Source organism: Streptomyces sp. NPDC091371, assembly GCF_040684275.1.
GTDB lineage: Bacteria > Actinomycetota > Actinomycetes > Streptomycetales > Streptomycetaceae > Streptomyces.
The window spans coordinates 1-25,706 of sequence record NZ_JBFBFP010000040.1 but is presented as its reverse complement, the minus strand read 5'-3'; the positions used below and the strand labels follow the sequence as shown (position 1 = coordinate 25,706).

Here is a 25,706-nt window from a genome sequence, read left to right as displayed (position 1 = left end):
CCGAGGAGCCGAGGGCCGCTGGGCGGTACCGCGGGCCGTGATCACGCGAGCGCGGCTCAGCGGTCTCCGACGAGGGCGAAGGCGAAGGCCAGGCGACGGTCCAGCCAGGAGGCCTGGACGGTCACCTCGGCGCTGCCCAGGGAGATCATCACGGTCTTCTCCGCGGACCGCCATTCCAGGGTCCGGGGCCTGGTCGGGGTGTCGCCGCCCTCGGCACCCATGCTCATGGCGGAGTCGGCGAACGCCATGGCCACCTTGAGAGCGGTCCGGCCCACGACTTCCGCCTTGGAGTCCCCACTGACCAGTTCATTTCGGCCGACGATCTCCGGGTGCCCTGGCTGATCGATGCGCCAGGTATGCCTGAACGGGCGTCGAGGGGGGATCCGGCGGATCGTGCCGATGGCGTTTCCGTCCGTGTCACGCACGGTGTGGTGGCGCTCGCCGTCGATCTCGTGGGGGGCGTCGACCGAGCACAGGAGGCGTTGCTCCTCCGGGTCCTCGTACAGGGAGAGGGCGGGGCCGGAACCCACGTAGGCGCAGGGGGCGAAGACGCGCAGTTCCTCGGCGTCCTGGGGAACCCTGATCGCGCGGGGGCCTGACACCACCGTCTTGCGCTTGAGGGTCAGCGGCCGCTCGACCGTCCCCACGACGAACGTATGGACGTTCTTCCAGCCCACCGGCTCGACCGGCGGCTCCGCGGCCCGCTTCTTCCTCCCGAACACCATCGCAGCCTTCCTCCGTCCGCTGTTCGGATGAACTGATCGTATGCGGCAGGATGGGCCGCCGGGCTTAACGGGAGGGAATCTCATGGTGTTCGGGAAGAAGAAGCAGGCTCAGCCCGCTGTCGATCCGGGGCCGTGGGAGCGGATTTCCAAGTTCACGGTCGGGACGGTCACACGGAACGCCCTGCGGACGGCGAAGCGCGGAGAGGGGCCGCTCGCGGTGCGGGCGTTCAGCTGGGTGGCGGGTGACGTGGAGCGGATCCCGTTCCTGTACGTGGTGCCGGCCGAGCGCGGGGCTCCGCCGCGGGCGAAGGGGTTCCGGCTGTTCGCGACGCCCGAGGCGGTCGGCTCGCCGGTGTGCTCGGTCCTGCCGGACACGAAGGACTCGGGCAAGTACCAGGTCTTGGACGCCGAGGGCGTTGAGCTGGGGGCGGTGGTGCGGACTCCGGTCGCCAAGCGGTCGGTGCAACACGGGTGGTGGCTCCAGGCGCCCGAGCACCCCGAGATCGCGGCCCGCTACCACTGGGCCGAGGGCACTGCGGCGGACGTGGGTGGACGCGCCGTGTTCCAGGTGGTCAAGGTCCCTTTCCTCGTCCTGGAGTCGGTGGTCACGATGGGAGGTGCCAGCGAGGGCGGTGACACTCCACCCCCCAAGCCGGCCACCTGGCGTTCGGAGAACACCACCGTGATCACCTCCGAGAGCCAGTTCGGTGCGCGCTGGTACGCCATCGAGGCGCCCTGGCTGGACCGGCGGCTGGGCTTCGCCCTAGCGGTGCTCCGCGACGGGAACCGCAAGCCGGCGGACGACGCGTAGCCCGACGGCGTCCTGCTGCTCGACACCGGAATCGGCGAAGACGTGGATGGGCACGAACACCACCATCCAGGAGAAGCCGAACAGCCAGCGTCCGACCAACTGCATGAAGCGCGGGCGGCCACCGTCCACCGCCCTCACCACCCGCAGCCCGCAGACCGCCTTGCCGACGCTGGCTCGCGCGGCAGACGTGAGCACCACGTGGTTGCAGAACGAGAACGCGAGGGCGGCCGCCAGGATCGCAGCCCACCACCACGAGGCGGTGCCGGCGGCGAGCGCGCCGGCACCTCCCCCGAGCCCGAACAGTGCGGCCAGGGCCCCGTCGATGGCTACGGACGTGAGCCTTCGGCCCTCTGTGGGCGGCGCGGACGCCGCCCCGGGGCGTACTTCCTTCACGGCGTACCCGGCCGTCAGTAGGAGCCCGTGGCCTGGGCCAGTGCCGTCAGGAAGGCCGTCCGGTCGTGGGTGGCGATGGTGAGCGGCTCGCCCTGGCGGGTCGTGATCACCACGCTGTCCATGCCCATCGGGACGCTCCAGCCGCCCCCGACGATCCGCGGCGCGCCGCGGTCCGAGGCCCGCAGGCCGGGGACCGGGACGTCGAGGGCACCCGCCGAGGTCGCGTAGCGCGCCGCCATCCCGGGCACCGCCTGCTGGAGCGCTGCCTGGACGGACCCCGGGTGGATGGCGGCGAGGGGCAACCGCTCACGGCCGACGCGCAGTGTGCCCTGCGCGGGGTCGATGCGGATGCGGTTGTAGATCCGCTTCGAGATCGGCACGCCGAGGCAGGGCAGCAGGATCAGCAGGAACAGCGCCGACACGGCGAGCCATACCCCGGTGTCCTCGGGGATCGAGTCCACGCCCATGGCGGCGACGCCGGCCAGGTAGAGGCCGACGCATATCGCGGACCAGGTTTTCGGGAGCTTCTCGACGTACATGCGGATCCTTGGGTCTTCTCGTGGGTGGCTTGTCAGCGGTTACCGGTTGATGGCCTGGATCTCCTGGACGGTTACGTCCTGGGTCGTGCCGAAGGTGCCGCTGGGCAGCGTGCCGCCCTGGCCGGTGGTGCTGGTCCATTCGACCTTCCAGGTCACGGTGGCCCGGAGCTTGTGCGGGCCGGTCCTGGTGGTGGAACGGAGGTACGTGACCCCGCAGGGCGGGGCCTGGTTCGCCTTGTCCTGGCTGAACGGGGCACCGATGCTGCCGTCGGCGGCGATGGGGCAGACGCCGCCCGCCGGGTGGAGCTGGGCGTCGGCGGTGCCGGGTTCGAGCTTGAGTGACACCGGAGTGGCGGTGGTGGTCGCGGACAGGCCGGAGTTCGGGATGCTCGCGGTGACGGAGACGGGCCGGAAGGTCGTCTTGTCGAGCCAGGCCCAGGTGGGCAGGTTCACCGTGGACTTGTCGCCGGGCTTGAGGGTGACGGTGGTGTCGGGGAGGCGCAGTTCGTCGTACGCGTACTCGGCGAGGATCTGCGGGCTGACGGCGAGGGGCTCCGCGGGAGTCTGCCCGTTCGGCACCCAGAAGGGGAGCTTGTCGCAGGACGTGGCGGCGGGGTCGTCCTTGCGCTTCGGGTTGACGACGGATGCCCAGAACATGCCCTTGCCCTGCTGGTCCAGGTTGTAGTCCTTGTAGGGCGTGCCGTCCTTGTAATAGCCGTTGAGCATCGTGGCGAACACGTCGCCGAACAGGGGCAGGCCGCCGATGGCCTTGACCGTGGCCTCGATCTCCTTCGGAGAGAAGGAGGGCTCGTACCAGCAGGCCGGGGGCGTCCAGTTGCTGTTCTCGGAGGTGAGCGTTCCGGTCTTGGCGGAGCCGCTCTGGCCGGGGACGCTGACCTGGATCTTTGTCTCTGCGGTGATGTTCTGGCCGTTTTGGCCACCGTTGCTGTTGCCGCCCTTGGAACCACCGGGTCCGGCCGCGTGGGAGGCCGACGGCATCACTGCAAGGAGGAGCACCGCGGCCATTCCGATGCCTGCGGCGGCGCTGTTGGGTCGGATTAACGAACGCACGAGGCGGCCCCCCGTTCCGAGAAGCCGATCAGGCTCTGCCATACGCCTGCCTCGTTCTTGACCAGCCGGTAGTTGTAGAGGACGTAGTGCTCCTTGCCCTTGGATTGCTCCGCGTGGGGCTGTCCCGTCTTGCGGTCCGTGTTGACGGCCTTGGTCTCGTCCGCGCAGTAGACGAGTGTGGCGGTCTTGTCGTCGACGAGGTTCACGCGGCGGTCGAAGTACCGGGTCGTGCCGGTGAAGCTCATTCCGGCGTCGACGAAGCTCTTGACCCACTTGCCGGTGTCCACGAGTACCTGATCCTTCTCGTAGACGCGGAGCGCGGGCGCGTTCGGGTCCCCCTTGAGGATGGCGTCGCTCACGGCGTCGACTCGTCTCGCGTCATCCGCGAGGACCTCGTCCTTCTTCGGGTCACCGGTCTGGGCGCCTTCGAAGACGTTCTTCACGTCCGCCGGCAGCGTCACCTTCGGGCGCTCGGGCCCGGTGGACGCAGAGGGGCTCGTGGAGGCGGAGGGTGAACCACTCTCGGCTCCGGGGATCGCCTTGTCGGCGGGCGGCTTGGAGCTGCCGCCACAGGCCGTCATAGTCAGGGAGAGCGAAGCGGTAAGGGCGGCGAGGCCGACCCGGGTTCGCACATGCATGGTCAACATCCGTAACGGTTGCCGAAGCTGGGTCATGGGCTTATCGGACGATGATACGAGGGCGGGGGTCCCGTCGATATGCTGGGACCGTTGTCGAGACAGCGGGGGAGCTGCCATGGGTAACCCGGACGTACAAGAACTCAACCAGCGCGCCGGCGCTCTGAGGTCGCTCGCCGACCACATCGAGAAGATGATGGACCAGCCGCGCGACTTCAGCACGGGGCAGATGAAGACCTGGGAAGGTCCCAATGCCACCGACGTGCGGGGCAAGTTGAGCACGTGGAAGACGACGTGCGGCACGGTCGCCACGTCCCTGCGCGAGGAGGCGCAGAAGAGCTCGGACGAGGCGAAGGACCTTCAGAAGCCGAAGACCTGACCCACGCGTGGCCCACCACGTGGCCCACGACGGCGGGGCGTCCACCTGATCCAGGTGGACGCCCCGCCGCTGTGTGTGCTCAACGATCCGCAGGACGGATCAGGTGGCGCGCTCGATGTTGTCGGCGCTGGTGGACGCCGACTTGCTGGCGTCGTTGAGGGTGTCGACCCACTTCGTGAAGGTTCCGCGAGCGGTGTCCCACTCCTGGCGGAACTGGTCCGACTTCGGACCCTTCCAGTAGCCGGTGCTACCGGAGGTCGACGAGTTCAGCTGGTTGATCAGCGTCTGCAGGTCTCCGGCCTTGTTGCTGAACAGCTTCGCAAGTTCCCGAAGCTGCTTGATATCTGCGCCACGATCCATGGCGGCCCTCCCCGTGTAACTGTGAACGACGGACGCTCCGTTCGCATCAACGGACGCTATCGCAACCCTAAGCGAAATGGATCCCCCTTCCGAACACGCATCCGTGACTATGCTGACCCCGTAGGGACCAGAGCGACGGCCCCGCACTGCCTTGACCGGGTGCCGGTGACCGACGGAGCCAGGGCGGTGACGAACAGTTGCGTACCGGAACCATTCGGAAGATCTCGTGCGCCGTGCTGGTGGCGGCGACCCTCTCCGGCTGCTCGATGCTGCCCGGTTCCGGGTCGGGATCGGGGTCGGAGAAGAAGGCCGACGGGGCCGGGCGTACGTATCAGGAGGCGATGGACGCCATGTATCCAGGCGTCCTGGACGCGATGAAGCCGGCGATGCCGGGGATCGAGCCGGATGAGCGCGGGAACGGCAAGACCGAATGTGGCGGGCCCGACTTCCTGGACGGCAAGGACGCCAGCAAGCTCGTTGCCTCACAGGTCATTGACCTCACCGGCCCGGCATCCGACCGGCGGCCGCCGGAGGAGTTGTTGGACGGCGTGGTGAGCCGGTTGACGATTCAGGACGGGTGGAAGGCGCAGGAACGGCGGGTCATCAGTCCGGCCGGCCATCCCGACGGGGTGACCCAGCAGGTGATGATGCCCGGGTCTGGCGTCGTGATGATCTCGGCGTCTCCGTTCCGCACAACATCGGGGGAGATCATCCCGAAACTCACCGCCAACGTGGTGACCGACTGCCTCCGGAACCCGGCCTGGCGTCACGGCTGAGCTAGGCAGGCCGGATGCATGTTCAGTTTGGCGGATTTCCGTCGCTCTTGTCGTTCCGGTTGGCGGCTTCCTTGTCGAGTTCGCTGGCCATGGTCCCCAGTCGCGTCTTGTGTACGGCGAGTTCACCGCGGACGCTGTTGGCAGTGGGGCCCTGCCACTGCTCATCCCGCTTGGCGTTCCGGTCCGCTGCGATCTCAATGGGCTCGTTGAGCAGGGCCCGGATGTCGTCGGCCAACTTCCGCAGATCAGCTGCTTCCGATCGGTGCGGTTGCCGTCACCGGCCTCGTCTATGGCGGGCTCGCGATCGCGGACAACTGGGACACCGTGAAGAAGTGGCCGGGCAAGGTGGCGGACGTGGCGGATAAGGCAGGCCAGGCGATCTCGAAGGGTGCGGGCAAATTGGCCGAAGGAGCCAAGAACCTCGTGAGCAAATACAACCCGTTCGACTGAGGCTGCCGAAATCCGGCGGTGACGAAGCGCGGGAGCCCTCGCGCGGAGCTGCGGAAAGACCGAGCAGTAGACTCACGCCATTCGATTGAGGGGTGCCGGATGCACACGATCCACTTCGAACTGTCCTATGCGGGTGCCACCGAGGGGAACGTCTACAAGGCATCTACCCACGCGTGGTCGGGATCCGTGCCCGGATTCGGTGCTGTTGAGCTGAAGTTCCCGCTGGAGCGGGTCGACAGGGAACAGAACCTGCTGCTCGGGGCGGCCTGGGGGGAGAACTTCCCGAGCGTCACCTACATCGCGATTGGTTTCCGCAACTACCTGCGCATGGCTGAAATGCAGTTGAACGTCAACGAGTGGCCGGCAGTGTTCAAGCGTAGGCGCATGGCCCTTACTCGACGGGGCCGCGCGTTGCGCATCAACGTCTACGGCCGCGACTACACGTACCAGGTGCTCGACGGGAAGCGCCGCCACGGGCTCCTGCGGGATGGTGCCAGCGTCACCACGTCGCGTTCGGAGTGGAGGCACCCCCGGACCATCTCGGGTGTCGCGCAGGGCGATATCGACAATGTCGACATCGCCCTCGCGATCGCGCTGCAGAGCATGTACACCCGAAATCTCACGTTCGGCGGCGCTCTCTATTCCTGGCCCGGCCGCTTCCTGAGCCGGCTGGATCTGCCCGACTTCTGATCTTCCTGAACCGTTTTGTTTTCTTAGAGGAATTGAAATGCCTTCGATCGATGCAGCCCGCCGCCGGCTGCGCCTCGCGGACCCGCACATCAGCGTGCTCGGCATCCTCGTCGAAGAGAGCGAGGTCCCCGGCGAGCTCGAAACGGCGCTGGCCGAACTCCGCTCGGCCGGAATAGTCGGCGACGACGGATCCATCATCGGGGACCTCTACCCGCTCGTCGCCACGCTGCTGGAGCCGCGCGTCATCGTCCGTACGGAGATCACCGGCCCCCAGGGCGTCCTGGAGAGCGGCGCCGTGATCGGCAACGACTTCGTGTTCGTGCACGAGGGCTGGCCCGGCGAGGCCGAGTCCGAGTACCTCCCCGTGGAGGCCCCGCTGCTCGTCCCGGCCCTGGCCCGGAGCATCGACCTGCACGAGGACGTCGTGGAGGGTGCCGACCTCACCGAGACGATCGTCTCGACCACCGGTGAACTCGACGCGCTGATGGTGCGCATGGAGGCCGGCCAGGGGATCGTGGACACCGAGGAGGCCGCCCGCGAGACCGGCGCCCCGGAGCGCCTGGTGGAGGTGCTCGCGCAGCTCAACTGCATGTGGCGGATGACGGTGGCGTGGAAGAACGCCCACGTCGAGAACCCCGAGCCGACCTTCACGGGCCTGGCGGTCTGGGACTGCGGCATGGAGGGGTACTGGGTCCGCGAGCTGCCCGCCGAGCCCGTGCGCGAGGGCGAGGTCACCCTGGAGAGCCCGCTGCGGGTGCGCCGGACCAACGCCAAGGAGCTGTGGCAGATGCTCGCCGACCTGCTGCCGGACGGCTCGGAGCTCGGCTGAGCCTCCTTGGGACGCGATGAGGGGCCGCCGCCCGTCCGGGTTTCCCCGGTCGGGCGGCGGCCCCTCGTGCCGTCTTACGTGCTCAGCGGTTGACGGCCTGGATCTCCTGGACCGTCACGTTCTGGGGTTCGCCCTGCATGGCGCCGGCCGGGAGCTGGCCTCCCGTGCCGTTGCTGCCGGTCCAGGCGGCCGTCCAGGTGACGGTGGCCTGGAGGGGGAAGGTCCCCTTGCCGGAGGAGCGCAGGTACGTGATTCCGCAGGGCGGGGTCTGGTTCTCGGAGCCCGCGGTGAACGGGGCGCCGGCTCCGCCGCCGGGGTTGAACGCGCACTCGCCCGAGGCGGGGTGGAGCATGGCCTCCCCGCCGGGCGTCAGGCGGACGGACGCCGGCGTGGCGGTGGCCGTCGCGGAGACGGTCGTACCGCCCGCGTTGAGCGAGGCGGTGACGCTCTTCGGCTCGAAGACGTTCTTGTCCATCCAGGCCCAGGTGCCCAGGTTGACCTTGGTGTTGTCCGCCGGGGCGAGGCTGACCTTGGTCGTCGGCAGGTTGATGGCGCCGTAGGCGATCTGGCCGAGCATCTCGGGCGTGATGGCCTGACGGAACGGCGGCGGCGTGCCGTTCGGCACCCACTCGGGCAGGTCGCTGCACGACATGGCCGCGAGCTCGTTCGCGCGGTCGGGGTTGACGACGGCGACCCAGAAGGCGCCCTCGCTCGCCTTGTCGAGGTTGTAGTTCTTGTACTTGCCGTCCTTGTAGATGTCCCGGAACTGGCCCGCGGCCGTCTTGGCGTAGCTGTGCTGGCCCGGGTAGTTGACGGTCGTGTCGTAGAACCCCTCGACGTACGCCTGGAACTCGGCGGCCGTGCGCGGCTCGTACCAGCAGGCCGGCGGTGTCCAGTTGCCGGCCGCGGTGAAGCCGCCGGTCTTCGTGCCCGCGGGCTTGGTGTCTCCGGAGGTGGTCACCGACGTGGTGAGCTTGCCGTCCGACAGGCTGCCGCCGGTCTGGGTGTTGCCCTGCGTGCCGCCGGGCCGGCCCTTTTCCGCGAAAGCCGTACCGGGTATGAGAGCCAGCGCGGCGGCTGTGATCCCAACGGTCACCCACCGGCCGGTCGTGGTCACGGTGCGCATGTCTTGTCCCCCCGCTTCGAGTCGAGCTTCGTCGTCTGCCAGATCCCCTTGTCGTTCTTGTCCAGCCTGGCGCTGTACAGGACGTAGGGGTTGTTGGATGGACTGTTGTCCACCTTGCCGGTCTTGCGGTCCTTGTTGAAGGCCTTGCTCTCGTCCGAGCAGTAGCTGACGGCCGCGGACTTGTCGCTGAGGATCTCGACCTTCGGGTTGAAGAAGCGGGTCGTCCCGGTGATCGAGAGCCCGTCCTTCTTGTAGTCGGCCACCCACTTGGCGGCGCCGACGAGCGCGTCCCGCTGGTAGTAGAAGGGGATCGCGGGCGACTCGGCCTCGTCGCTGACGATGGCCGCGTCGGTGGCGTTGACGCGGTGGGTGACGTCGGTCAGCACGGCGTCCTTCACGGCGTCGCCGGTCACCCAGCCCTCGAACTCGTTCTTGACGTCGGCCGGCAGCGTGACCTTCGGCCGCCCCGCCGTGTCCGGGGTGCTGGCACTCGGGCTCGGCGACGTGGACGAGGAAGAGCTCTCGTCCGCGCCGGCGATCTTGTCGTCGGCCTTCTCGGTGCCCCCGCCGCATGCGGTCAGCAGCAGGGCAGTTGCCGTGGCGGCGACTGCAACGGGCAAAGTGCGGCGGTTCACTGGGCGGCTCCTGGTGGGGCTGGGGTCTTCTGAAGCTGTCTGACGCTACCGGCGCGGCGAATGGTTTCGCCAGGGCGAATGGGGCTGGATCCCGAAGAGTTCAGCGACCGCGCCGCCGGACGACGAGGATTGCGACGAATGTCACCACCGCGAGGGCCGCGCACACCGCCGCGGCGATGAAGGGGGCGTGCGGCCAGGCGGGGGCCGCGTAGCCGGGTTCGTAAGGAGTGTGTGCGCATTCGGTGGTCGAGTCGCACGCAACGTGCTTGCCCGCGGTGAGGAACAGGCCCGCCAGCACGCCGATGCCCGTGAGGGAGAGGGCGGCGAGGAGCAGGACCGCCGGTGCGGTGTACCAGGCTCCGTGGAGGCGGGCGCGGGTCGGGGGTGGGGGCGGCGTGGGCGGCGGGGGGTGGTGCATCGAGGTTTCCTCCGGCTTTCGAGGGCTCTGCGGAACCATCCGGGAGTCATCCTCGTCGCTTACGGGAGGGGCCGTCTGAGTACGCGTACTCATTTATCGGCCCTGGTGTCCCACGGGGGCGGACTCGCCTTGAGGTGCCTATGTGCTACTGCTACCGTGCGATCACCTTGTCTTTTCTATAGTCCGGTCAACTCATCAGCAGAGCAGACGCGTTCTGTTCGCGAATGGCCGGTTTTGTCTGTTGCGGTGCACGGGGGAGCGTTGGAGTGAAGGTCCAGGAACGTGCGGGCGCGGCGAACCACAGGGGTTCCGGGTCTGCCCAGGGCGTTGGCGAGCGACTCCCCTCCACGGGGCGGGAACGCAAGCCGGCGCTGGCCGCGTTGGCGGTATTGCTCATCCTCGTCGGAGCGCTCGGTGCCACCGTGCTCGTGCTGCGCGCCGGCGAGCGCATCGAGGTCGTACGGATCTCCGCTGACATTCCCGCGGGCAAGTCCGTCACCAACGACAACATGAAGCCCGTGATGGTGGCCGACGACCCCTCCGTCCACTACGTCCGCTGGGAGCAGCGCGAGGCGCTGAAGAAGCTCCAGGCGAAGGCCTCGCTGGTCAAGGGCACCATCGCGATCGGTGAGATGTTCTCGGAGGGCAAGGGCCTGCCGGACGGCAAGGCCTACGTCGGCCTGGCCCTCAAGGAGGGCCAGTACCCCGCCGGACTCAAGGTCGGCGACCACGTCTCCGCCTACCGCGTGAGCTCCGACGCCACCAAGCCCTCGGGCAACGCCACGAGCGGCGCCGGTGAGGCCAACACCCTGCTGGTGAAGGACGCGCGCGTCAACGACGTCATCGTCGGCGACGACAAGACCATCAGCAGCGGCAACCTGCCCGTCACCGTCATGGTGAGCACCAACGAGATCGCGGCACTGACCCAGGCGGCCGCGGCCGGCCAGGTCGCGCTGGTGCTGATCCCGTCGGCCGCCGGCTGATTCACGAGCGCACAGGAAGCAGAAGAAATGGCGCTCATCGCACTCGCCGCCGACAAGGGGTCACCCGGTGTGACCACCACGGCCGTTGCGCTCTCGGCCGTCTGGCCGCGCCGCGCGCTGCTCGCGGAGGCCGACGCCGCGGGCGGGGACCTCGTGTACCGCGGCTCGGCCGCCCACGGCGGTCCGCTCAACCCCAACACCGGCATGCTGTCGATCGCCGCGACCGCGCGTCGCGGCCTGGCCGCGGACCAGCTCTGGGACCACGCGCAGACGATGTCCGGCGGTCTCGACGTACTCGTCGGACTCGGTTCGTCCGAGCAGTCCGCGGGCCTCGTCGGCCAGTGGCCGCTGCTCGGCCGGGCCTTCGCCACGCTGGCGGAGTCCCCGCACGCGCCCGCCGACGTCATCGCCGACTGCGGGCGGATCGGCGGGGACGGCCCCGCGCTGGAGCTGTTCGCCCACGCGAGCCTGGTGCTGCTGGTCGCCCGCACGCAGCCCGAGAGCATCGCCCGGGTCCGGGACAGGGCCCTCGCCCTGTCCGCCCGGCTGCACGGCACGCAGCGCGGCACCGCGCAGTTCACCACGCCGCTGCTGGGCGTGCTGCTGGTGGCCGACCCCAAGGACTCCTCGAAGGTGTCCAACCAGGTCAACGACATGCTGGTCGCCTCGCACTCGGGCGTACGGGTCCTGGGCACCCTCGCCTACGACCCGCCCGGCGCGGAGCAGCTGGCGGGCCGCCGGCGCGGTCGGCTGGACAAGTCGCTGCTGATCCGGTCCGCCCGGCAGATCTCCTTCGACCTGAACCAGAAGTACGGGGCCGCGTGGGCCGCCTCCGCAGGCCCCGCCGGTCCGGGCGCCCCCGGCGCCCCCGGTGGGCCCTCCTTCGTTCCTGGCCAGGGCACGGCCCGATGAGCGCAGTCGACCACCAGCTCGTCAAGCGCTTCCGGCAGGAGGCGGGCGACCGCATCGCCGAACAGCGACGCGTGGACCAGCTGTCGGGCCTCATGCAGATGTCGGGCGAGGACGAGCGGCAGTACGCCCGCGCCGTCATCGCCCAGATACTCGAGGACTACGCCCGCGGCGAGATCAACGCGGGCCGTACCCCCTTCGACGCCGAGACCGAGGAACAGTTCGCGGCCGCCGTGCACGCCGCGCTCTTCGGCGTCGGCCGGCTGCAGCCCCTGCTCGACGACCCCGAAGTCGAGAACATCGACATCAACGGCTGCGACCAGGTGTTCGTCGGGTACGCGAACGGCGCCGAGGTCCGCGGCGAACCGGTCGCCGAGACCGACGAGGAGCTCATCGAGCTGATCCAGGTCCTCGGCGCCTACTCCGGCCTGTCCTCCCGCCCCTTCGACTCGGCCAACCCCCAGCTCGACCTGCGGCTGCCCGACGGCTCCCGCCTGTCGGCCGTCATGGACGTGACCCGGCGGCCTTCGCTGTCCATCCGACGGTCCCGCATGGGCAAGGTCTTCATGTCGGACCTGGTCGGCAACGGCACCCTCACGCCCGAGCTGGGCCACTTCCTGTCCTGCGCGGTCCGCGCCCGCAAGAACATCATGATCGCGGGTGCGACCAACGCCGGAAAGACCACGCTGCTGCGCGCGCTCGCCAACGAGATCCCGCCGACCGAACGCCTGATCACGGTGGAACGCGCCCTGGAGCTGGGCCTCGACACGTTCAGCGAACTGCACCCCAACGTGGTGGCGTTCGAGGAGCGGCTGCCCAACTCCGAGGGCCAGGGCGCCATCATGATGTCCGAGCTGGTGCGCCGCTCGCTGCGTATGAACCCGTCCCGGGTCATCGTCGGCGAGGTGCTCGGCGACGAGATCGTCACCATGCTCAACGCGATGTCGCAGGGCAACGACGGCTCGCTCTCCACGATCCACGCGAACAGCTCCAGCGAGGTCTTCAGCCGCATCTCCACCTACGCGCTACAGGCAGCCGAACGGCTGCCCATCGAGGCCAGCCAGATGCTGGTGGCCGGAGCCATCAACTTCGTGGTCTTCGTCCAGCGCCGCAACGCATTCACGAGCGGCGGCAGGCTCCGCCGCGTCGTCACCTCCGTACGCGAGGTGAACGGCGTCGACGGCCGGGTGCTGTCCAGCGAGGTCTTCGCGGAGACCCCGGACGGCCGGATCGTCCCGCACGCCCCGATCTCCTGCATCGAGGAGCTCATTCCCTTCGGCTACCGCCCCAGCGGATCCTGGGGGTGAGGCGGACATGAACGGCATCACCTCCATGGGCGGTCTCTTCTCGCTGCCCGTCCTGTACACGCTCGTGTGCGGCCTGGTGGTCGGCGGCGGGCTCGCCCTGCTCATCGCCGCGATCCGCGGCCTCCCGGTCAAGGCCGAGCACGAGAAGGCCAGTTCGCGCGAGCGCCTCGCCGAGATGGCCCGGTTCGCCGGCCAGCGGGGCTCCCTCGCGATCGGCGCCGGCCTGGTCATCCTGCTGCTGACCCGCTGGGCGGTGGCGGGCATCGCCACCGGCGTCCTCGTCTTCTTCTGGAACCGCCTCTTCGGCGGCGCCGCCGAGGAGCGGGGCGCGATGCGCCGCGTCGAGGCCCTGGCGGCCTGGACGGAGTCGCTGCGCGACACCATCGCCGGCGCGGTCGGCCTCGAGCAGGCCATCCCCGCGTCCGCCCGCGCCGCGGCCCCCGCCCTGCGCCCGCACCTGGAGACGCTGGTCGACCGGCTGCGGGCCCGTATGCCGCTGCCGGACGCGCTCCAGCACCTCGCCGACGAGATCGACGACGCCTCCGCCGACATCATCGTCGCCGCGCTGATCCTCAACGCCCGCCTGCGCGGGCCGGGTCTGCGGCAGGTGCTGGGCGCGCTGGCCAAGTCCGCCCGCGAGGAGGTGGACATGCGCCAGCGCGTGATGGCGCAGCGCTCCAGCACCCGGCGCAGCGTGCAGATCGTCGTCGGCGTCAGCGTGTCCTTCGTGCTCGGGCTCTCGATCTTCAACCCCGAGTTCGTGTCCCCGTACGACTCCCCGGTGGGCCAGCTGGTCCTGGCGTGCGTGTGCGGCCTCTTCGCCCTGGGCTTCTGGTGGCTGCGCAAGCTGTCCACCATCGAGACGCCCGAGCGCTTCCTGGTCCGCGACGCGCAGCCGGTCCGCTTCGTACAGCCCACGTCCGAACGTGAGGAGGTCGGTTCGCGGTGAACCTCACCCTTCCCGTCGTGATCGGGGCGGTCCTCGGTCTCGGCATCTACGCGCTCGTCCGCGCCCTGGTGCCCTCGAAGCGCGGCGCCGTGGCGACCGTGGCGCAGATCGACGCGATGCGAGCGCGCGGCGCACTGTACGAGTCGCCCTCGCGCGCGGCCCAGCAGGACGAGGACTCCGGGCGGTTCGGCACGTTCCGGGCCGGTGTCGGCGTCCGGATCGCCGACTTCTACCGGCAGCAGGGCTGGGAACAGCGGTCCCTGCGGGCCGACCTGAACGTCCTGGAGCGCAGCTGGGAGAACTTCCTGGCGACGAAGATCCTGCTGGGTGCGGCGGGCCTGTTCTTCGGCCCGTTCCTCTTCGCGATCGTCTGGACGCTCGGCCTCGGCAGCGGACCGGTCGTCCCCGTCTGGATGGCGCTCGCCTTCGGACTGGTCTTCTTCTTCCTCCCCGACCTGGAGGTACGGCGGGACGCGGCGGAGAGGCGCCGTGACCTGCGGCGCGTCATCGGCGCCTACCTCGACCTCGTCGCGATGAACCTCGCGGGCGGCCGCGGCCTGCCCGAGGCGCTCATGGCCGCTGCCGAGGTCAGCGACGGCTGGGCGCTGCGACGCATCCGCAACACCCTGGCGGACGCCCGGATCACCGGCATCAGCCAGTGGCAGGCACTCGGCGCGCTCGGCGAGGAGCTGGGCGTCGAGGAGCTGAAGGACCTGGCGAGCGCGCTCGGCCTCGTCGCCGAGGACGGTGCGAAGGTACGGGACTCCCTGGCCTCCCGCGCCGAAACGATGCGGCACCGGGAGATGGCCGAGATCGAGGGCAGCGCCGGCGAGAAGTCGCAGTCGATGCTCGTGGCCCAACTCCTGCTCTGCGCAGGCTTCCTGGTCTTCCTGATCTACCCGGCGGCGATGCGCGTGTTCCAGGGCGCCTGACCCTCCCGATCCATTCCGTATCCCCATCTTTCGAGAGGACTCCCCCATGAACGGGTTCCGCAGCAGCCACCCGGCTGTCGACTTTCTGGTGACCTTCCTGCAGGGCCGGGTGCGGCGCGCCCGCTCGGGCGAGCTGGACCGAGGCGCGTCCGCCGTCGAGTGGGTGATCATCTCGGCGGTCGTCGTGGCGATCGTCGGAGTCGTCGCGGCGATCCTCAACACCGCGCTCAGCGAGGGTGCCGACAAGGTCGGCGACTGCATCGCGGGTGCCAACCAGTCGAAGACCTGCTAGCAGCAGTTCCTTCCCGTGACCGACGCCGTGATCCGCTGCGCAGCCCGGCTGCGCGGCGCCGTACGCCGCAGGACGGAGGCCGCCTCCGCCCGCGGCGACTCCGGCATGTCCGCGATCGAGTTCGTCTTCCTCACGCCGGTGCTGTTCTTCATGATCTTCGCGGCGGTCCAGTTCGCGATGTACTCCTTCGCGGACCAGGTGGCGCAGGCTGCGGCCCAGGCGGGTGCCCGTGATGCGCGGGCCTCGGCGGACGCCAACCCGGGCGGCTGGCAGGGCAAGGCGCGTGCCACAGTGGACAGCTACATCCAGCAGCTCGGGCCGTCGCTGGTGCTCAGCCCGGACGTGGTGACCGACCAGCCGGCGCCGAACACGGTGCGCGTCCAGATCACGGCGCGCGCGCCGAGCATCGTGCCCGGGCTCGACCTGACCATCCGCGCGGAGTCGAGCGGACCGGTCGAGCGTTTCGTGCAGGACGGGGGGTGACGGTCCGTTGACCAAGCGGACAGAGCGGTGGGTACGTGACCGCGTGGCCGGTGACCGGGGGATCTCCACCATCGAGGTGGTCATCATCGCCCCGGTCTTCTTCCTCTTCATTCTGGTCCTCGTCGCCTTCGGCCAACTGGCCAACGGGCGCGGGGCGGTCGACGGCGCCGCGCGCGACGCGGCCCGGGCCGGCTCCATCCAGCGGAACGAGGGCACCGCGATGGCCGAGGCCCGCAGGGCGGCCCAGGCGGATCTCGACGAGGTCTGCTCGGGCGCGGTGGAGGTGGAGAAGAAGAGCGCGGGGTTCGAACCCGGCGAGTTCTTCACGGTGGAGGTCTCCTGCGAGATCCGCGGCCTCGCCATGCTCGGCCTCGACATCGAGACCCGGATCAGCGGCAAGGCCACCTCGCCGCTGGACCCCTACCGGAGGGCGGCATGAGAAGCCTCCTGGACGGGCTGCGGGCCCGCCTCGCGGCGCGCGGGGCGGCCCTGGACGACCGGGGCTCCGGCGCCGGCGCCCTGATCATCTTCAGCATCCTCTTCCTGGCGCTGGCCGCCTTCGTGGTCGACGGCGGCATGGCCATCGCCCAGCGGGAGCGGGCGGCGGACATCGCCGAGCAGGCCGCGCGGTTCGCGGCGCAGGACATCGACCGCGCAGCCCTATACGCGGGCACGGGCGGCGCTCCGATCAGGTACCAGAACTGCGGTGCCCGGGTGCGCACGTTCACCGAGAAGGCGGAGATGTCGCTCCCCGACCAGAACGCGTCCGGCTGCATCTCCGCCAACGCCCAGCAGGTCCAGGTCGAGATCCAGCTCACCTACCGCCCCGTACTCGGCCTCTACCACCGCGGACCGGTCACCGTACGCGGCAGAGCGATCGCCGAGTCCCTGACCGGATAAGTCCGGAGTCCGGCCCCACCCGTCCCGCCCACCGCACCTCTCCACACAGAAGGCCGCCATGGCACGCAGAACCTCCCGCACGAACGCCGCACCGAGACCACGACGGACCTTCGGCGACTTCGTCAAGGCGTTCCTCGCGTTCCTGGCGCTGGCCGTCCTGGTGCTCGGCGTCCCCGTGGCGCTCGCGTCCCAGATCGGGTGGCCCTTCCCCGACGAGGTGCCGTCGCTGGACATGCTCCAGCAGCAGATCACCGTCGACACGTTCATCTACGTGCTGTCCGTGGTCGTGTGGCTGGCCTGGGCGCAGTTCACTGCGTGCGTCCTGGTCGAGGTCAAGGCCGCCGTGTCCGGCTTCGGGATGCCGGCGCGCGTGCCCGGCGCCGGGGCGAGCCAGGCCCTCGCCCGGCAGCTGGTCGCGGCCCTGCTCCTGGTGACCGCGGGCGCGGCGAGCTTCGCCCCCGGTCTCTCGCAGCTCGGCCAGTCCCTGGACGACCAGCACCGCCCGGGCGTCGCGGCGTCCGCCCAGCAGACCCCCGGGCCGCAGGCGCAGCAGGCGGCGCAGGAGCAGCAGGCCGCCGAGCGGGCGGAGGCCGACCGGCAGGCGGCGGAGCAGGCCAGGGAGGACGGTACGAAGTTCTACCGGATCCAGCCCCCGCAGGGCCGCCACCACGACTCGCTGTGGGAGATCTCCGAGCGCCACCTGGGTGACGGCCGCCGCTACTCCGAGATCTACGAGCTCAACAAGGACCGCGTCCAGCCGGACGGCGAGAAGCTCTCCAAGGCCAGCCTGATCCGACCCGGCTGGATCATGGAGATGCCCGCGGACGCGTACGGCGGCGACCTCGTGGAGATGCCGGACGAGGCGCCCCAGGTGTCCGAGAAGGTGCGCGGGCAGATCGAGGAGTACGCCAAGAGCGGCGACCACCCGCTGGCCTCGGGCCACACCGCCGAGAAGGGCGCGGGCGCCTCCACGGGGTCCGTGGACAAGGACACCACCCAGATCGTCCTGCCCCGGGACTGGGCCACGCAGGACAAGTCCGGTGCGGCGAACGGCACCGCCGAAACCGGCGACCAGGCCCAGGCGACGGCCGCCGACGACTCCTCCTTCGGCCTCCCCGAGGCCCTCCTCGCGTCCCCGCTGCTGGCCGCGGGCCTGCTGGCCGCGCTCGGCCGCCGTCGCCGCACCGCCCTGTGGCAGTCCGCGATGGGCACCGTCACCGGCCGCGGCACCACGCCGCCCGTCCCCACCGGCGAAGCCGCCAACGTCCAGGACGCCCTGTTCGTCGGCGCCGACCCCGACGCCGTACGCCGCCTCGACCGCTCCCTGCGCGGCCTGTCCGAGGCGCTCACCGCCGCCTCCCGCCCGCTGCCGACCGTGTACGCGGCCTGGCTGGTCGGCGGCGAGATCCACCTCCAGCTCGGCGACGGCGAGGACGCCCCGCCCGCGCCGTGGCAGCAGGGCCAGGACCAGACGGTCTGGCGCCTGGACGAGACCGCCGCCGAAGCCTCCCCGGCCAGCGAGACGGCGGCCCCGTACCCCGGCCTGGTCAGCCTCGGCACTGTCGACGGCAACCGGCTGCTGCTGAACCTGGAATCCGTACCCGGCGTGGTCGCGCTGACCGGAGGACCGGAGAACCGGGCCGCGGTCATGTCCTCCATCGCCGCCGAACTCGCCACCAACGGCTGGTCGGACCGCCTGGCGATCACCCTGGTCGGCTTCGGCGAGGAGCTCACCGCGCTGGCGCCCTCCCGGCTGCGCCACTTCCCGGGCATCGAGGACCTGCTGCCCGTCATGGACGCCGAGACCCGGCAGCGGGCCGGCGCGCTGGGCGCCGCGGGCCACGACTCCGTCCTCACCGGCCGCAGCGGCCACGCGCAGAACAACCGGTGGGCGCCGCACCTCGTGCTGCTCGCCGCCGAACCGACCGAGGCCCAGGCCGCCGAGCTCTCCGCACTGGGAACGGACGCGGCCCGGCTCGGCATCGGCTACCTCATCGGGACGGCCACCAGCAACCTCCCCGGCGCGGTCTGGGAGCTGGAGGTCACCGCCGACGGCAGGCTCCTCGCCCCCGTGCTGGGTCTCGAACTCGAGGCCCAGACGCTGCCCCGTGCCCAGCACGAAGCCGTCGTGCAGCTCTTCCGGGACGCCGACGGCGAGGCCGGCCAGGACCCGAACCCCGACCCGGGCGCCCCGCCGTTCCTCGTCGACGTCACCGAGCAGAAGCCCCCGGCGGTCTTCGCCCGGCTCATCGGCCCCCTGGAACTCATCGGCCTCGACACCCCGGACCCCGACCGCGCGGCCCTGATGGCCGAGGCACTGGCCATGTGCCTGCTGCACCGCGAAGGGGTCAACCCGCGGGTGCTCGCCGCCGCGCTGTGGCCGCGCGGTGTGACCGACGACGTCCGCGACGCGCTCATCGAGCGGCTGCGGGAATGGCTGGGCACCGACCCGGACGGCACCCCGCGCCTGCGCTCCGGCGAGGCCGGCCGGCTCACCCTGGCCCCGTCCGTCGTATCCGACCTGGACGTGATGCGGTCGCTGCACTACGAGGCGACGCAGGGCCGGTTCGCCCGCAACGAGAACGCCCGCGGACGGATGCTCACCGACGCGCTGGGACTCGTACGGGGCGGCCTGCTGCCGGACCGTGCCGAGGGCCGGTACGGCTGGCTCTCGCACGAGATCATCGACGCGCAGCTGCCGCTGCTCGTCACCGAGATCGCCCTGACGCTGTCCGAGCACCAGCTCGGCAAGGACCGTCCGGAGCAGGCCATCGCCGCGCTGTCCAGCGCCATGAACCTGTCGCCCGGCGACGAGCGGCTGTGGAACGAGCTGCTGCGGGCCACCCACGCCACCGGGGACACGGACCGGCTGACGGCGCTCGCCGAGTCGCTGGCCACCCGCGCCGCCCGGCTCGGCGGCGGCCGCGGCCTGCCCCCGCGCACGGCGGCCCTGCTCCAGGAGCTGCTGCCGTCCTGGCGCGGCGACGACGACGCGGCGGCGGGCTGACCGGTGGACGTCACGGAGGCCCTCGTGGTGGCCGCTGCCGCCGCGTGGGGCGCCGCCGCAGGCCTCCTCGTGCCGCGCGCCGCCCACCGGCTCTCCGTCGGCGCCGACGACGCGTGGCGTACGACCTGCCCGGCCGGGCATCCGCTGACGGGCCCGGCCGGGGGCTGGGTCGGCCGCGCGGTGTGCCCGCCGTGCGGTGCGCACACCGGCGCGTACGCGGCCGCCCCGGTGCCGGTGCTCCTCACCGCGTCGGCTTGCGCGGCCCTCGCCGCGGCCGTCGGCGTCCGCCCCGAACTGCTCGTGTGGCTGGCCCTCGCGCCGTTCGGCGTACTGCTCGCCCTCGTCGACCGGGCGGTGTTCCGGCTGCCCGACGTGCTGACGCTGCCGCTCGCCGCCGCGACGGCGGTGGGCCTCGGCGTGGCCGCCCTGCTCCCCGGAGCGGCCGGCTCGTGGCCGACCGCGCTGCTCGGCGGTCTCGCCCTCGGCGCCTGCTATTTCACGCTCTTCCTCATCAACCCCGGCGGCATGGGCTTCGGCGACGTCAAGCTGGCGCTCACCCTCGGCCAGGTCCTGGGCTGGTACGGCTGGCCCGTGCTGTTCGCCGGAACCTTCGCGGCGTTCCTCGCGGGCGCCGTCCACGGCCTCGGCCTGATGCTGCTGCGCCGCGCCGGCCGCAAGACCGCGATGCCCTTCGGCCCGTTCATGCTCGCCGGGGCGCTGGCGGGCGTGGTCTACGGCGGGCTCTACGGCGGGCTCGGGTGAGCCGACCGGCCTTCGGGGGGTGTGCCCGAATCCGGTCCGGCCCCTGGCGTAGGCTGGATCGGTCCGGACCTTGACACAGACACACCGCCGAAAGGTGACGCACCGGTGACCGACCAGGCCGTTCTCCAGTCTGTCCTCGACCGCGCCGCCGCGGGGGGCCGGATCACCAAGGAAGAGGCGCTCGACCTCTACCGCCACGCGCCGCTGCACGCGCTCGGCCAGGCCGCCGACGCGGTGCGCCGCCGCCGCTACGCCGGTACCGAGCACATCGCGACGTACATCATCGAGCGGAACATCAACTACACCAACGTGTGCGTCACGGCGTGCAAGTTCTGCGCCTTCTACGCGGCCCCCAAGGACACCAAGAAGGGCTGGTCGCGCGACCTCGACGACATCCTGCGCCGCTGCGCGGAGACCGTGGAGCTCGGCGGCACGCAGGTCATGTTCCAGGGCGGGCACCACCCGGACTACGGCGTCGAGTACTACGAGCAGCACTTCTCCGCCATCAAGCAGGCCTACCCCCAGCTGGTCATCCACTCCCTCGGCGCGTCCGAGGTCGAGCACATGGCCCGCATCTCCAAGGTGCCGGTGGAGGAGGCGATCCAGCGCATCCACGCCGCCGGCCTCGACTCCTTCGCGGGCGCCGGCGCCGAGCTGCTGCCGGAGCGGCCGCGCAAGGCGATCGCGCCGCTCAAGGAGTCCGGCGAGCGCTGGCTGGAGATCATGGAGATCGCCCACAAGCTGGGCGTGGAGTCCACTTCCACCATGCTGATGGGCACCGGCGAGACCAACGCCGAGCGCATCGAGCACATCGCGATGATCCGGGACACGCAGGACCGCACCGGCGGCTTCCGCGCCTTCATCCCGTACACCTACCAGCCCGAGAACAACCACCTCAAGGGCCGCACCCAGGCGACGATCTTCGAGTACCTGCGCATGATCGCGATCGCGCGCCTCTTCCTCGACAACATCGCGCACATCCAGGGCTCCTGGCTCACCGTCGGCAAGGAAGCGGGCCAGCTCTCCCTGCACTACGGCGCGGACGACCTCGGCTCGATCATGCTCGAGGAGAACGTCGTCTCCTCGGCCGGCGCCAAGCACCGCTCCAACCGCCAGGAGATCATCGACCTGATCCGCAAGGCGGGCCGCACCCCGGCGCAGCGCGCGACGACGTACGAGCACCTCCTCGTGCACGACGACCCGGCGAACGACCCCGTCGACGACCGCGTCGTCTCGCACATCTCCTCCACCGCCATCGAGGGCGGCACGGCCCACCCCGAGCTGAAGCTCATCTCGACGAACTGACGCCGGACGCCGACGAACTGATGCGTACGCTCCACTCCGCCGAACTCCTCCTCCCGGGGCCGGGATCCGCGCCCGTGCCCGACGGCGCGGTCCTGGTCGAAGGCGACCGGATCGCGGCCCTCGGCCCCTTCACGGAACTCGCCGAGAGCCACCCGCACGCCCGCGCCCGCCGCTGGCCCGGGCTGCTCACCCCGGGGCTGCTGGTCCGCGGCGCGGACGAGCTGCTGGAGCGCACGTACTACCCGGACGACCCGTACGAGGTCACCGAGCTCGGCGCCGACCCCATCAGCGGGGAGGCGGCGCTGGAAGAGCTGAAGATGACGGAGGCGCGCTGGGGCAACAGCGCCCGGCGCGGCACCCAGAAGCTGCTCGCGCGCGGGGTCGTGGCGGTCACCGGCCGCTTCACGGTCCCGGCGGTGCGCACGGCGGTGGTCCGCTCCGGCCTCACGATCCTGCCGCCGGCCGCCTCAGGGCCCACTCCGCCCTCCCTGGACCCCCTCGCCGGGCGGGAGACGGCCGGGCAGGCCTTCTACGGGGTCCTCGAGCCGGGCGCCCCGGCCCGCTTCGCGGTCTTCGCGGTGGCGGACGAGACCGCGCTGCTGGAGCGGGGCGCGACCACGTGCGTGGCCACGGTCATCAGCGGGCGGCTGCTGCACCGCCGTCGGTGACGGGCCGGCCCGCCCCTTCCCTCGCCAGCGCGGCGAGCAGGCAGGCCTGCAGCCGGCTGATCCCGCCGAGCTTGGCGCGTATGTTGCCGACGTGGAACTTCACCGTGCTGACCGAGAGTTGGAGCTCATCGGCGAGCTCCGCGTTCGAGGCGCCGGTGGCCAGGCACACGAAGACCGCCGATTCCTGCTCGGTGAGCTGGGCCCCCTGCGGCACGTGGGTGCCGTACCAGGGGAACCAGCCGGGGACGCTGAAGTTGACGACGCGCGAGGTTTCCACGGTTAAGGGACGCGCGGACCCGACAGATAAGTTCCGCTCGCGTCGTACGGCCAGGCGTTGGCCTTGCAGCCGTGCAGCCCCTTGATCTGCTGCATCATCGCGGGCGCGGGCTTGCCCGGGCCCGGGCAGGTCTCGTGCTCGCGGCCGATCTCGTGCCCCACCTCGTGGTTGACGATCAGCGCCCGGTACTCCTCCACCGGGCCGTTGAACTGCGGCGAACCCTCCTGCCAGCGCTTGAGGTTGACCACGACGGTGTGGCCGGCCCGGCAGTTCGTCTCCCCGATCAGCTCGGGGGTGACCACCTCGCACAGCCGGTCGGTGGTCGTCGGCGTCGCGATCTTCACGGTGAAGTCCACCGGCTGGCCGGGCCCGGCGAGCTGGAAGGCGTACGCAGGGTCCCTGGTCCAGCCGCGCGGGTCCCCGAGGATCCTCTCGACGGCCTTGGCCGCGGCGTCCGGCTCCACCCCGCTGCCCTCCTCGACCTCCACGCGCCAGCGGCGTACGGGCCCCTTGCCCTGGGCCTGGCCGGAGGCGGCGGAGGCCTGGAAGACCCCCGGCCGGGCGGGCGCCCCGGAGGAGGCGGACGGCGACGGCGCGGGCGGGCTCGCGGGAGGCGACGCGGGCGGGGCGGAGTGGTGCGCCGGGGAGGGGGAGCGCCGGCCGCCCTGCGCGGCGGGGTCCCCGCCGCCGGAGGATTCCCCGTCCAGCTGGTCGGGCTGGGCGGCCGACTTCTGCCGGCCGCCGGCGACCGCGGCCCCGTCCCCGGAGCCGCCCGTGTACGCGGCCACCCCGACCGCGACCGCGACGAGCGCCGCCGAGCCGATGAGCGTACGCCGCAGCCGCTTGCGCCGCTCGGCCCGCCGCCTGGCGCGCGGGGTGCGCGAGTTGTCCGGGTTGCTCGGTTTTCGGCGGGTACTGCGGTGGGAGCGACCGGTGGAATGGCCTGCCGGCATCGTGAAGCCTTCTGTTCGCGGCGGCCCCTGCCCGGACCGGCCACGATTCGGGTGCTGATCCGGAGGGTGACCCTCTCACCGGGCCGCACCCCGCCAGTCAACGTGGCCGCGCCCGCCCCGCGCAACTGTCCTCCGGGCCAGTTGTGCCGGTGCACGGCCGCGGTGCCGTGGAGCCCCCGCCACAGGGGGAGGTGCGGCCTGAGAGGATGGGCCCCGTATCCGCCGATCCGTACCGCACACCGAGGGGCCAACGCCAGTGACCCGCGCTTCCCTGGACAAGCAGCCGCACGAAGTCGCCTCCATGTTCGACGGCGTCGCGGCGAACTACGACCTCACCAACGACGTCCTCTCCCTCGGCCAGGCCCGGCTGTGGCGCAAGGAGGTCGCCAAGGCGGTCGCCGCGCGCCCCGGGCACAAGGTCCTCGACCTGGCCGCCGGCACCGCGACCTCCTCGCTGCCCTTCGCCGCGACCGGCGCGTACGTCGTCCCCTGCGACTTCTCCCTCGGCATGCTCAGCGAGGGCAAGAAGAAGCACCCGTGGCTGCCGCTGACCGCCGGCGACGCGACGAAGCTCCCCTTCAAGGACGACGTCTTCGACACCGTGACGATCTCCTTCGGGCTGCGCAACGTCCAGGACACCGACGCCGCGCTGCGCGAGCTGTACCGGGTGACCAAGCCCGGCGGCCAGGTCGTCATCTGCGAGTTCTCGCAGCCCACCTGGGCGCCCTTCCGCACGGTGTACACGGAGTACCTGATGCGCGCCCTGCCGCCGGTGGCGCGCGCGGTGTCCTCCAACCCCGACGCGTACGTGTACCTCGCCGAGTCCATCCGCGAGTGGCCCGACCAGCCCGCCCTCGCCTCCCTCCTCCAGAAGGCCGGCTGGTCCAAGGTCGCCTGGCGCAACCTGAGCGGCGGCATCGTCGCGCTGCACAGAGGTTTCAAGGCCTGATGGACTACGACGCCCTGCTGGAGCGGATCGCGACCGACATCGCCCCGCTGGTCGGCAGCGGCACGCCCGCCGCCTACATCCCGGCCCTGGCAACGGTCGACCCGAACAGCTTCGGGATGGCGATCGCCGACCTCGACGGCAACGTGTACGGGGTGGGGGACTGGCAGGTCCCCTTCTCCGCCCAGTCGATCACCAAGGTCTTCGCCCTCGCCCTGGCCCTCGCCGAGGGCGGCGACAGCCTGTGGGAGCGGGTCGGCCGGGAGCCCTCCGGCAACCCCTTCAACTCGCTGGTGCAGCTGGAGTACGAGAACGGCATCCCGCGCAACCCGTTCATCAACGCGGGCGCCCTCGTGGTCACCGACCGCCTCCAGACACTCACGGGCGACGCGAGCAGCGAACTCCTCGGCTTCCTCCGCGCCGAGAGCGGAAACGAGTCCCTCGCCTTCGACCCGGAAGTGGCGGCCTCCGAGCACGAACACGGCGACCGCAACGCGGCCGTCGCCCACTTCATGGCCTCGTACGGCAACATCGACAACCCCGTACCGGCGCTCCTCGACCACTACTTCTGGCAGTGCTCGATCGAGATGAGCTGCGCCGACCTCTCCCGCGCGGGCCTCTTCCTGGCCCGCCACGGCCTCCGCGCGGACGGCTCCCGCCTCCTCACGCGCAGCGAGGCCAAGCAGATCAACGCGGTGATGCTGACCTGCGGGACCTACGACGCGGCGGGTGAATTCGCCTACCGCGTGGGCCTCCCGGGCAAGAGCGGCGTAGGCGGCGGCATCATCGCGGTCGTCCCGGGCCAATGCGTCCTGACGGTCTGGAGCCCGGGCCTGGACCCCCAGGGCAACTCGGTGGCAGGCGTGGCAGCCCTGGACCGCTTCACGACACTGACGGGGCTGTCGGTGTTCTAGGGGGCGGGGCGAGGGGTACGGGTCCACGCGCGTGCGGGACTTCACCCCCCTCGGGGGGTGGGGGCGGGGCGGTGTCTGCCCACCCGCCCCCGAGTGCGGGTCCGCCCCGAAGGGGCCCCACCGGGGCGGAACGGAACAGACCACCGGGACCCGGCAATTGGCGGGACCTTCACTGGGCGGAATCAGGGAGGGCGCGGGGGGTTTCCCGTCAGTCCCATAGTCCTTCCGTGTCGGAACGGCTCGTCAAGGGCGCTCCTCCTTCGTCGTCGCGTCGCTTCGCGA

At 71.0% G+C, this 25,706-nt stretch carries 33 protein-coding genes; 21 read left to right on the top strand and 12 right to left on the bottom strand.

The features are described from left to right. Positions 1-56 precede the first annotated feature (56 nt). A complete protein-coding gene (locus tag AB0O21_RS31205) occupies positions 57-725 on the bottom strand; it encodes a hypothetical protein (RefSeq protein WP_365176320.1) in 669 nt (222 codons plus the stop codon). An 82-nt stretch (positions 726-807) separates the two neighbouring features. On the opposite strand from AB0O21_RS31205, the gene AB0O21_RS31200 reads away from it, so the two are divergent. Beyond that, a complete protein-coding gene (locus tag AB0O21_RS31200; RefSeq protein WP_365176318.1) occupies positions 808-1,536 on the top strand; it encodes a hypothetical protein in 729 nt (242 codons plus the stop codon). Here the strand turns inward: AB0O21_RS31200 and AB0O21_RS31195 are convergent. Genes AB0O21_RS31195 through AB0O21_RS31180 form a run of 4 tightly spaced genes read right to left on the bottom strand, consistent with a single transcriptional unit; the run spans position 1,489 to position 4,177 of the window. Next, the gene (locus AB0O21_RS31195; RefSeq protein WP_365176316.1) at positions 1,489-1,929 is read right to left on the bottom strand and encodes an RDD family protein; all 441 of its coding nucleotides are present in this window, start codon (positions 1,927-1,929) and stop codon (positions 1,489-1,491) included. The genes AB0O21_RS31200 and AB0O21_RS31195 overlap by 48 nt on opposite strands. Positions 1,930-1,943: 14 nt before the next feature. Beyond that, positions 1,944-2,468 (bottom strand): hypothetical protein, encoded by a 525-nt coding sequence (locus AB0O21_RS31190; RefSeq protein ID WP_365176314.1) that lies wholly within the window; start codon positions 2,466-2,468, stop codon positions 1,944-1,946. Between the two features lie 39 nt (positions 2,469-2,507). Further along, positions 2,508-3,494, bottom strand: coding sequence for a hypothetical protein (locus AB0O21_RS31185; protein WP_365176312.1), 987 nt, complete (start codon positions 3,492-3,494; stop codon positions 2,508-2,510). 32 nt (positions 3,495-3,526) lie between these two features. Continuing rightward, on the bottom strand, positions 3,527-4,177 hold the full coding sequence (locus AB0O21_RS31180) for a hypothetical protein (RefSeq protein ID WP_365176310.1): 651 nt from the start codon (positions 4,175-4,177) through the stop codon (positions 3,527-3,529). Positions 4,178-4,292: 115 nt separating this feature from the next. Between AB0O21_RS31180 and AB0O21_RS31175 the strand changes: the two genes are divergently transcribed. After that, the gene (locus AB0O21_RS31175) at positions 4,293-4,553 is read left to right on the top strand and encodes a hypothetical protein (protein ID WP_365176308.1); all 261 of its coding nucleotides are present in this window, start codon (positions 4,293-4,295) and stop codon (positions 4,551-4,553) included. Between the two features lie 99 nt (positions 4,554-4,652). Here the strand turns inward: AB0O21_RS31175 and AB0O21_RS31170 are convergent, their stop codons facing one another. Continuing rightward, positions 4,653-4,913: a WXG100 family type VII secretion target gene (locus AB0O21_RS31170; RefSeq protein WP_365176306.1), complete on the bottom strand. Its 261-nt coding sequence runs from the start codon at positions 4,911-4,913 to the stop codon at positions 4,653-4,655. Positions 4,914-5,146: 233 nt separating this feature from the next. Between AB0O21_RS31170 and AB0O21_RS31165 the strand changes: the two genes are divergently transcribed. Then, entirely contained in the window at positions 5,147-5,689 is a 543-nt protein-coding gene (locus AB0O21_RS31165; RefSeq protein ID WP_365176304.1) for a hypothetical protein, read from the top strand. Between the two features lie 22 nt (positions 5,690-5,711). Here AB0O21_RS31165 and AB0O21_RS31160 read toward each other — a convergent pair whose 3' ends face one another. Beyond that, on the bottom strand, positions 5,712-5,924 hold the full coding sequence (locus AB0O21_RS31160; RefSeq protein WP_365176302.1) for a hypothetical protein: 213 nt from the start codon (positions 5,922-5,924) through the stop codon (positions 5,712-5,714). 89 nt (positions 5,925-6,013) lie between these two features. On the opposite strand from AB0O21_RS31160, the gene AB0O21_RS31155 reads away from it, so the two are divergent. The 3 genes from AB0O21_RS31155 (at position 6,014) to AB0O21_RS31145 (ending at position 7,658) form a co-directional block, all read left to right on the top strand. Continuing rightward, complete coding sequence (locus AB0O21_RS31155; RefSeq protein WP_365176300.1) at positions 6,014-6,139, top strand: hypothetical protein; 126 nt, start codon at positions 6,014-6,016, stop codon at positions 6,137-6,139. A 99-nt stretch (positions 6,140-6,238) separates the two neighbouring features. After that, entirely contained in the window at positions 6,239-6,829 is a 591-nt protein-coding gene (locus AB0O21_RS31150) for a hypothetical protein (RefSeq protein WP_365176298.1), read from the top strand. 37 nt (positions 6,830-6,866) lie between these two features. Further along, positions 6,867-7,658, top strand: a complete 792-nt coding sequence (locus tag AB0O21_RS31145; protein ID WP_365176297.1) for a hypothetical protein — start codon at positions 6,867-6,869, stop codon at positions 7,656-7,658. Between the two features lie 82 nt (positions 7,659-7,740). On the opposite strand, the gene AB0O21_RS31140 is transcribed toward AB0O21_RS31145, so the two are convergent. From AB0O21_RS31140 to AB0O21_RS31130, 3 genes are all read right to left on the bottom strand, one after another. After that, positions 7,741-8,784: a hypothetical protein gene (locus AB0O21_RS31140; protein ID WP_365176295.1), complete on the bottom strand. Its 1,044-nt coding sequence runs from the start codon at positions 8,782-8,784 to the stop codon at positions 7,741-7,743. Then, on the bottom strand, positions 8,772-9,419 hold the full coding sequence (locus tag AB0O21_RS31135; RefSeq protein ID WP_365176293.1) for a hypothetical protein: 648 nt from the start codon (positions 9,417-9,419) through the stop codon (positions 8,772-8,774). Before AB0O21_RS31135 ends, AB0O21_RS31140 begins: the two co-directional genes overlap by 13 nt. Positions 9,420-9,519: 100 nt before the next feature. Next, entirely contained in the window at positions 9,520-9,837 is a 318-nt protein-coding gene (locus AB0O21_RS31130) for a hypothetical protein (protein WP_365176291.1), read from the bottom strand. A 266-nt stretch (positions 9,838-10,103) separates the two neighbouring features. Here AB0O21_RS31130 and AB0O21_RS31125 point away from each other — a divergent pair, with 266 nt between their 5' ends. The 13 genes from AB0O21_RS31125 to AB0O21_RS31065 all read left to right on the top strand — a co-directional run bounded on the left by AB0O21_RS31125 (position 10,104) and on the right by AB0O21_RS31065 (position 22,334). Beyond that, entirely contained in the window at positions 10,104-10,820 is a 717-nt protein-coding gene (locus AB0O21_RS31125) for a hypothetical protein (RefSeq protein ID WP_365176289.1), read from the top strand. A gap of 27 nt (positions 10,821-10,847) precedes the next feature. Further along, a complete protein-coding gene (locus AB0O21_RS31120; RefSeq protein ID WP_365176287.1) occupies positions 10,848-11,732 on the top strand; it encodes a hypothetical protein in 885 nt (294 codons plus the stop codon). Beyond that, positions 11,729-13,036 (top strand): ATPase, T2SS/T4P/T4SS family, encoded by a 1,308-nt coding sequence (locus tag AB0O21_RS31115; RefSeq protein WP_365176285.1) that lies wholly within the window; start codon positions 11,729-11,731, stop codon positions 13,034-13,036. Before AB0O21_RS31120 ends, AB0O21_RS31115 begins: the two co-directional genes overlap by 4 nt. Before the next feature lie 7 nt (positions 13,037-13,043). After that, the gene (locus tag AB0O21_RS31110; RefSeq protein ID WP_365176283.1) at positions 13,044-13,985 is read left to right on the top strand and encodes a type II secretion system F family protein; all 942 of its coding nucleotides are present in this window, start codon (positions 13,044-13,046) and stop codon (positions 13,983-13,985) included. Further along, the gene (locus AB0O21_RS31105) at positions 13,982-14,917 is read left to right on the top strand and encodes a type II secretion system F family protein (RefSeq protein ID WP_365176281.1); all 936 of its coding nucleotides are present in this window, start codon (positions 13,982-13,984) and stop codon (positions 14,915-14,917) included. Before AB0O21_RS31110 ends, AB0O21_RS31105 begins: the two co-directional genes overlap by 4 nt. 46 nt (positions 14,918-14,963) lie before the next feature. Continuing rightward, on the top strand, positions 14,964-15,209 hold the full coding sequence (locus AB0O21_RS31100; RefSeq protein ID WP_365176279.1) for a hypothetical protein: 246 nt from the start codon (positions 14,964-14,966) through the stop codon (positions 15,207-15,209). A 105-nt stretch (positions 15,210-15,314) separates the two neighbouring features. After that, positions 15,315-15,692 carry a TadE family protein gene (locus tag AB0O21_RS31095; RefSeq protein ID WP_365176418.1) on the top strand — a complete coding sequence of 126 codons (378 nt, stop codon included), beginning with the start codon at positions 15,315-15,317 and terminating at the stop codon, positions 15,690-15,692. A 7-nt stretch (positions 15,693-15,699) separates the two neighbouring features. After that, positions 15,700-16,131 carry a TadE/TadG family type IV pilus assembly protein gene (locus AB0O21_RS31090; protein WP_365176278.1) on the top strand — a complete coding sequence of 144 codons (432 nt, stop codon included), beginning with the start codon at positions 15,700-15,702 and terminating at the stop codon, positions 16,129-16,131. Beyond that, a complete protein-coding gene (locus AB0O21_RS31085) occupies positions 16,128-16,592 on the top strand; it encodes a Tad domain-containing protein (RefSeq protein ID WP_365176276.1) in 465 nt (154 codons plus the stop codon). Before AB0O21_RS31090 ends, AB0O21_RS31085 begins: the two co-directional genes overlap by 4 nt. A 58-nt stretch (positions 16,593-16,650) precedes the next feature. Beyond that, the gene (locus AB0O21_RS31080) at positions 16,651-19,599 is read left to right on the top strand and encodes a BTAD domain-containing putative transcriptional regulator (RefSeq protein ID WP_365176274.1); all 2,949 of its coding nucleotides are present in this window, start codon (positions 16,651-16,653) and stop codon (positions 19,597-19,599) included. A 3-nt stretch (positions 19,600-19,602) separates the two neighbouring features. After that, on the top strand, positions 19,603-20,361 hold the full coding sequence (locus AB0O21_RS31075; RefSeq protein WP_365176272.1) for an A24 family peptidase: 759 nt from the start codon (positions 19,603-19,605) through the stop codon (positions 20,359-20,361). A gap of 105 nt (positions 20,362-20,466) precedes the next feature. Then, positions 20,467-21,666, top strand: coding sequence for a cyclic dehypoxanthinyl futalosine synthase (gene mqnC, locus AB0O21_RS31070; protein WP_365176270.1), 1,200 nt, complete (start codon positions 20,467-20,469; stop codon positions 21,664-21,666). A gap of 20 nt (positions 21,667-21,686) precedes the next feature. Next, positions 21,687-22,334, top strand: a complete 648-nt coding sequence (locus AB0O21_RS31065; RefSeq protein WP_365176268.1) for a hypothetical protein — start codon at positions 21,687-21,689, stop codon at positions 22,332-22,334. Here the strand turns inward: AB0O21_RS31065 and AB0O21_RS31060 are convergent. Then, the gene (locus tag AB0O21_RS31060) at positions 22,303-22,611 is read right to left on the bottom strand and encodes a helix-turn-helix transcriptional regulator (protein ID WP_365176266.1); all 309 of its coding nucleotides are present in this window, start codon (positions 22,609-22,611) and stop codon (positions 22,303-22,305) included. The genes AB0O21_RS31065 and AB0O21_RS31060 overlap by 32 nt on opposite strands. 2 nt (positions 22,612-22,613) lie before the next feature. Further along, entirely contained in the window at positions 22,614-23,564 is a 951-nt protein-coding gene (locus AB0O21_RS31055) for a DUF3152 domain-containing protein (protein WP_365176264.1), read from the bottom strand. Between the two features lie 256 nt (positions 23,565-23,820). Between AB0O21_RS31055 and AB0O21_RS31050 the strand changes: the two genes are divergently transcribed. Further along, positions 23,821-24,513 carry a demethylmenaquinone methyltransferase gene (locus AB0O21_RS31050; RefSeq protein ID WP_365176262.1) on the top strand — a complete coding sequence of 231 codons (693 nt, stop codon included), beginning with the start codon at positions 23,821-23,823 and terminating at the stop codon, positions 24,511-24,513. After that, entirely contained in the window at positions 24,513-25,424 is a 912-nt protein-coding gene (locus tag AB0O21_RS31045; protein ID WP_365176260.1) for a glutaminase, read from the top strand. Before AB0O21_RS31050 ends, AB0O21_RS31045 begins: the two co-directional genes overlap by 1 nt. The last annotated feature ends 282 nt before the right edge of the window (positions 25,425-25,706 follow it).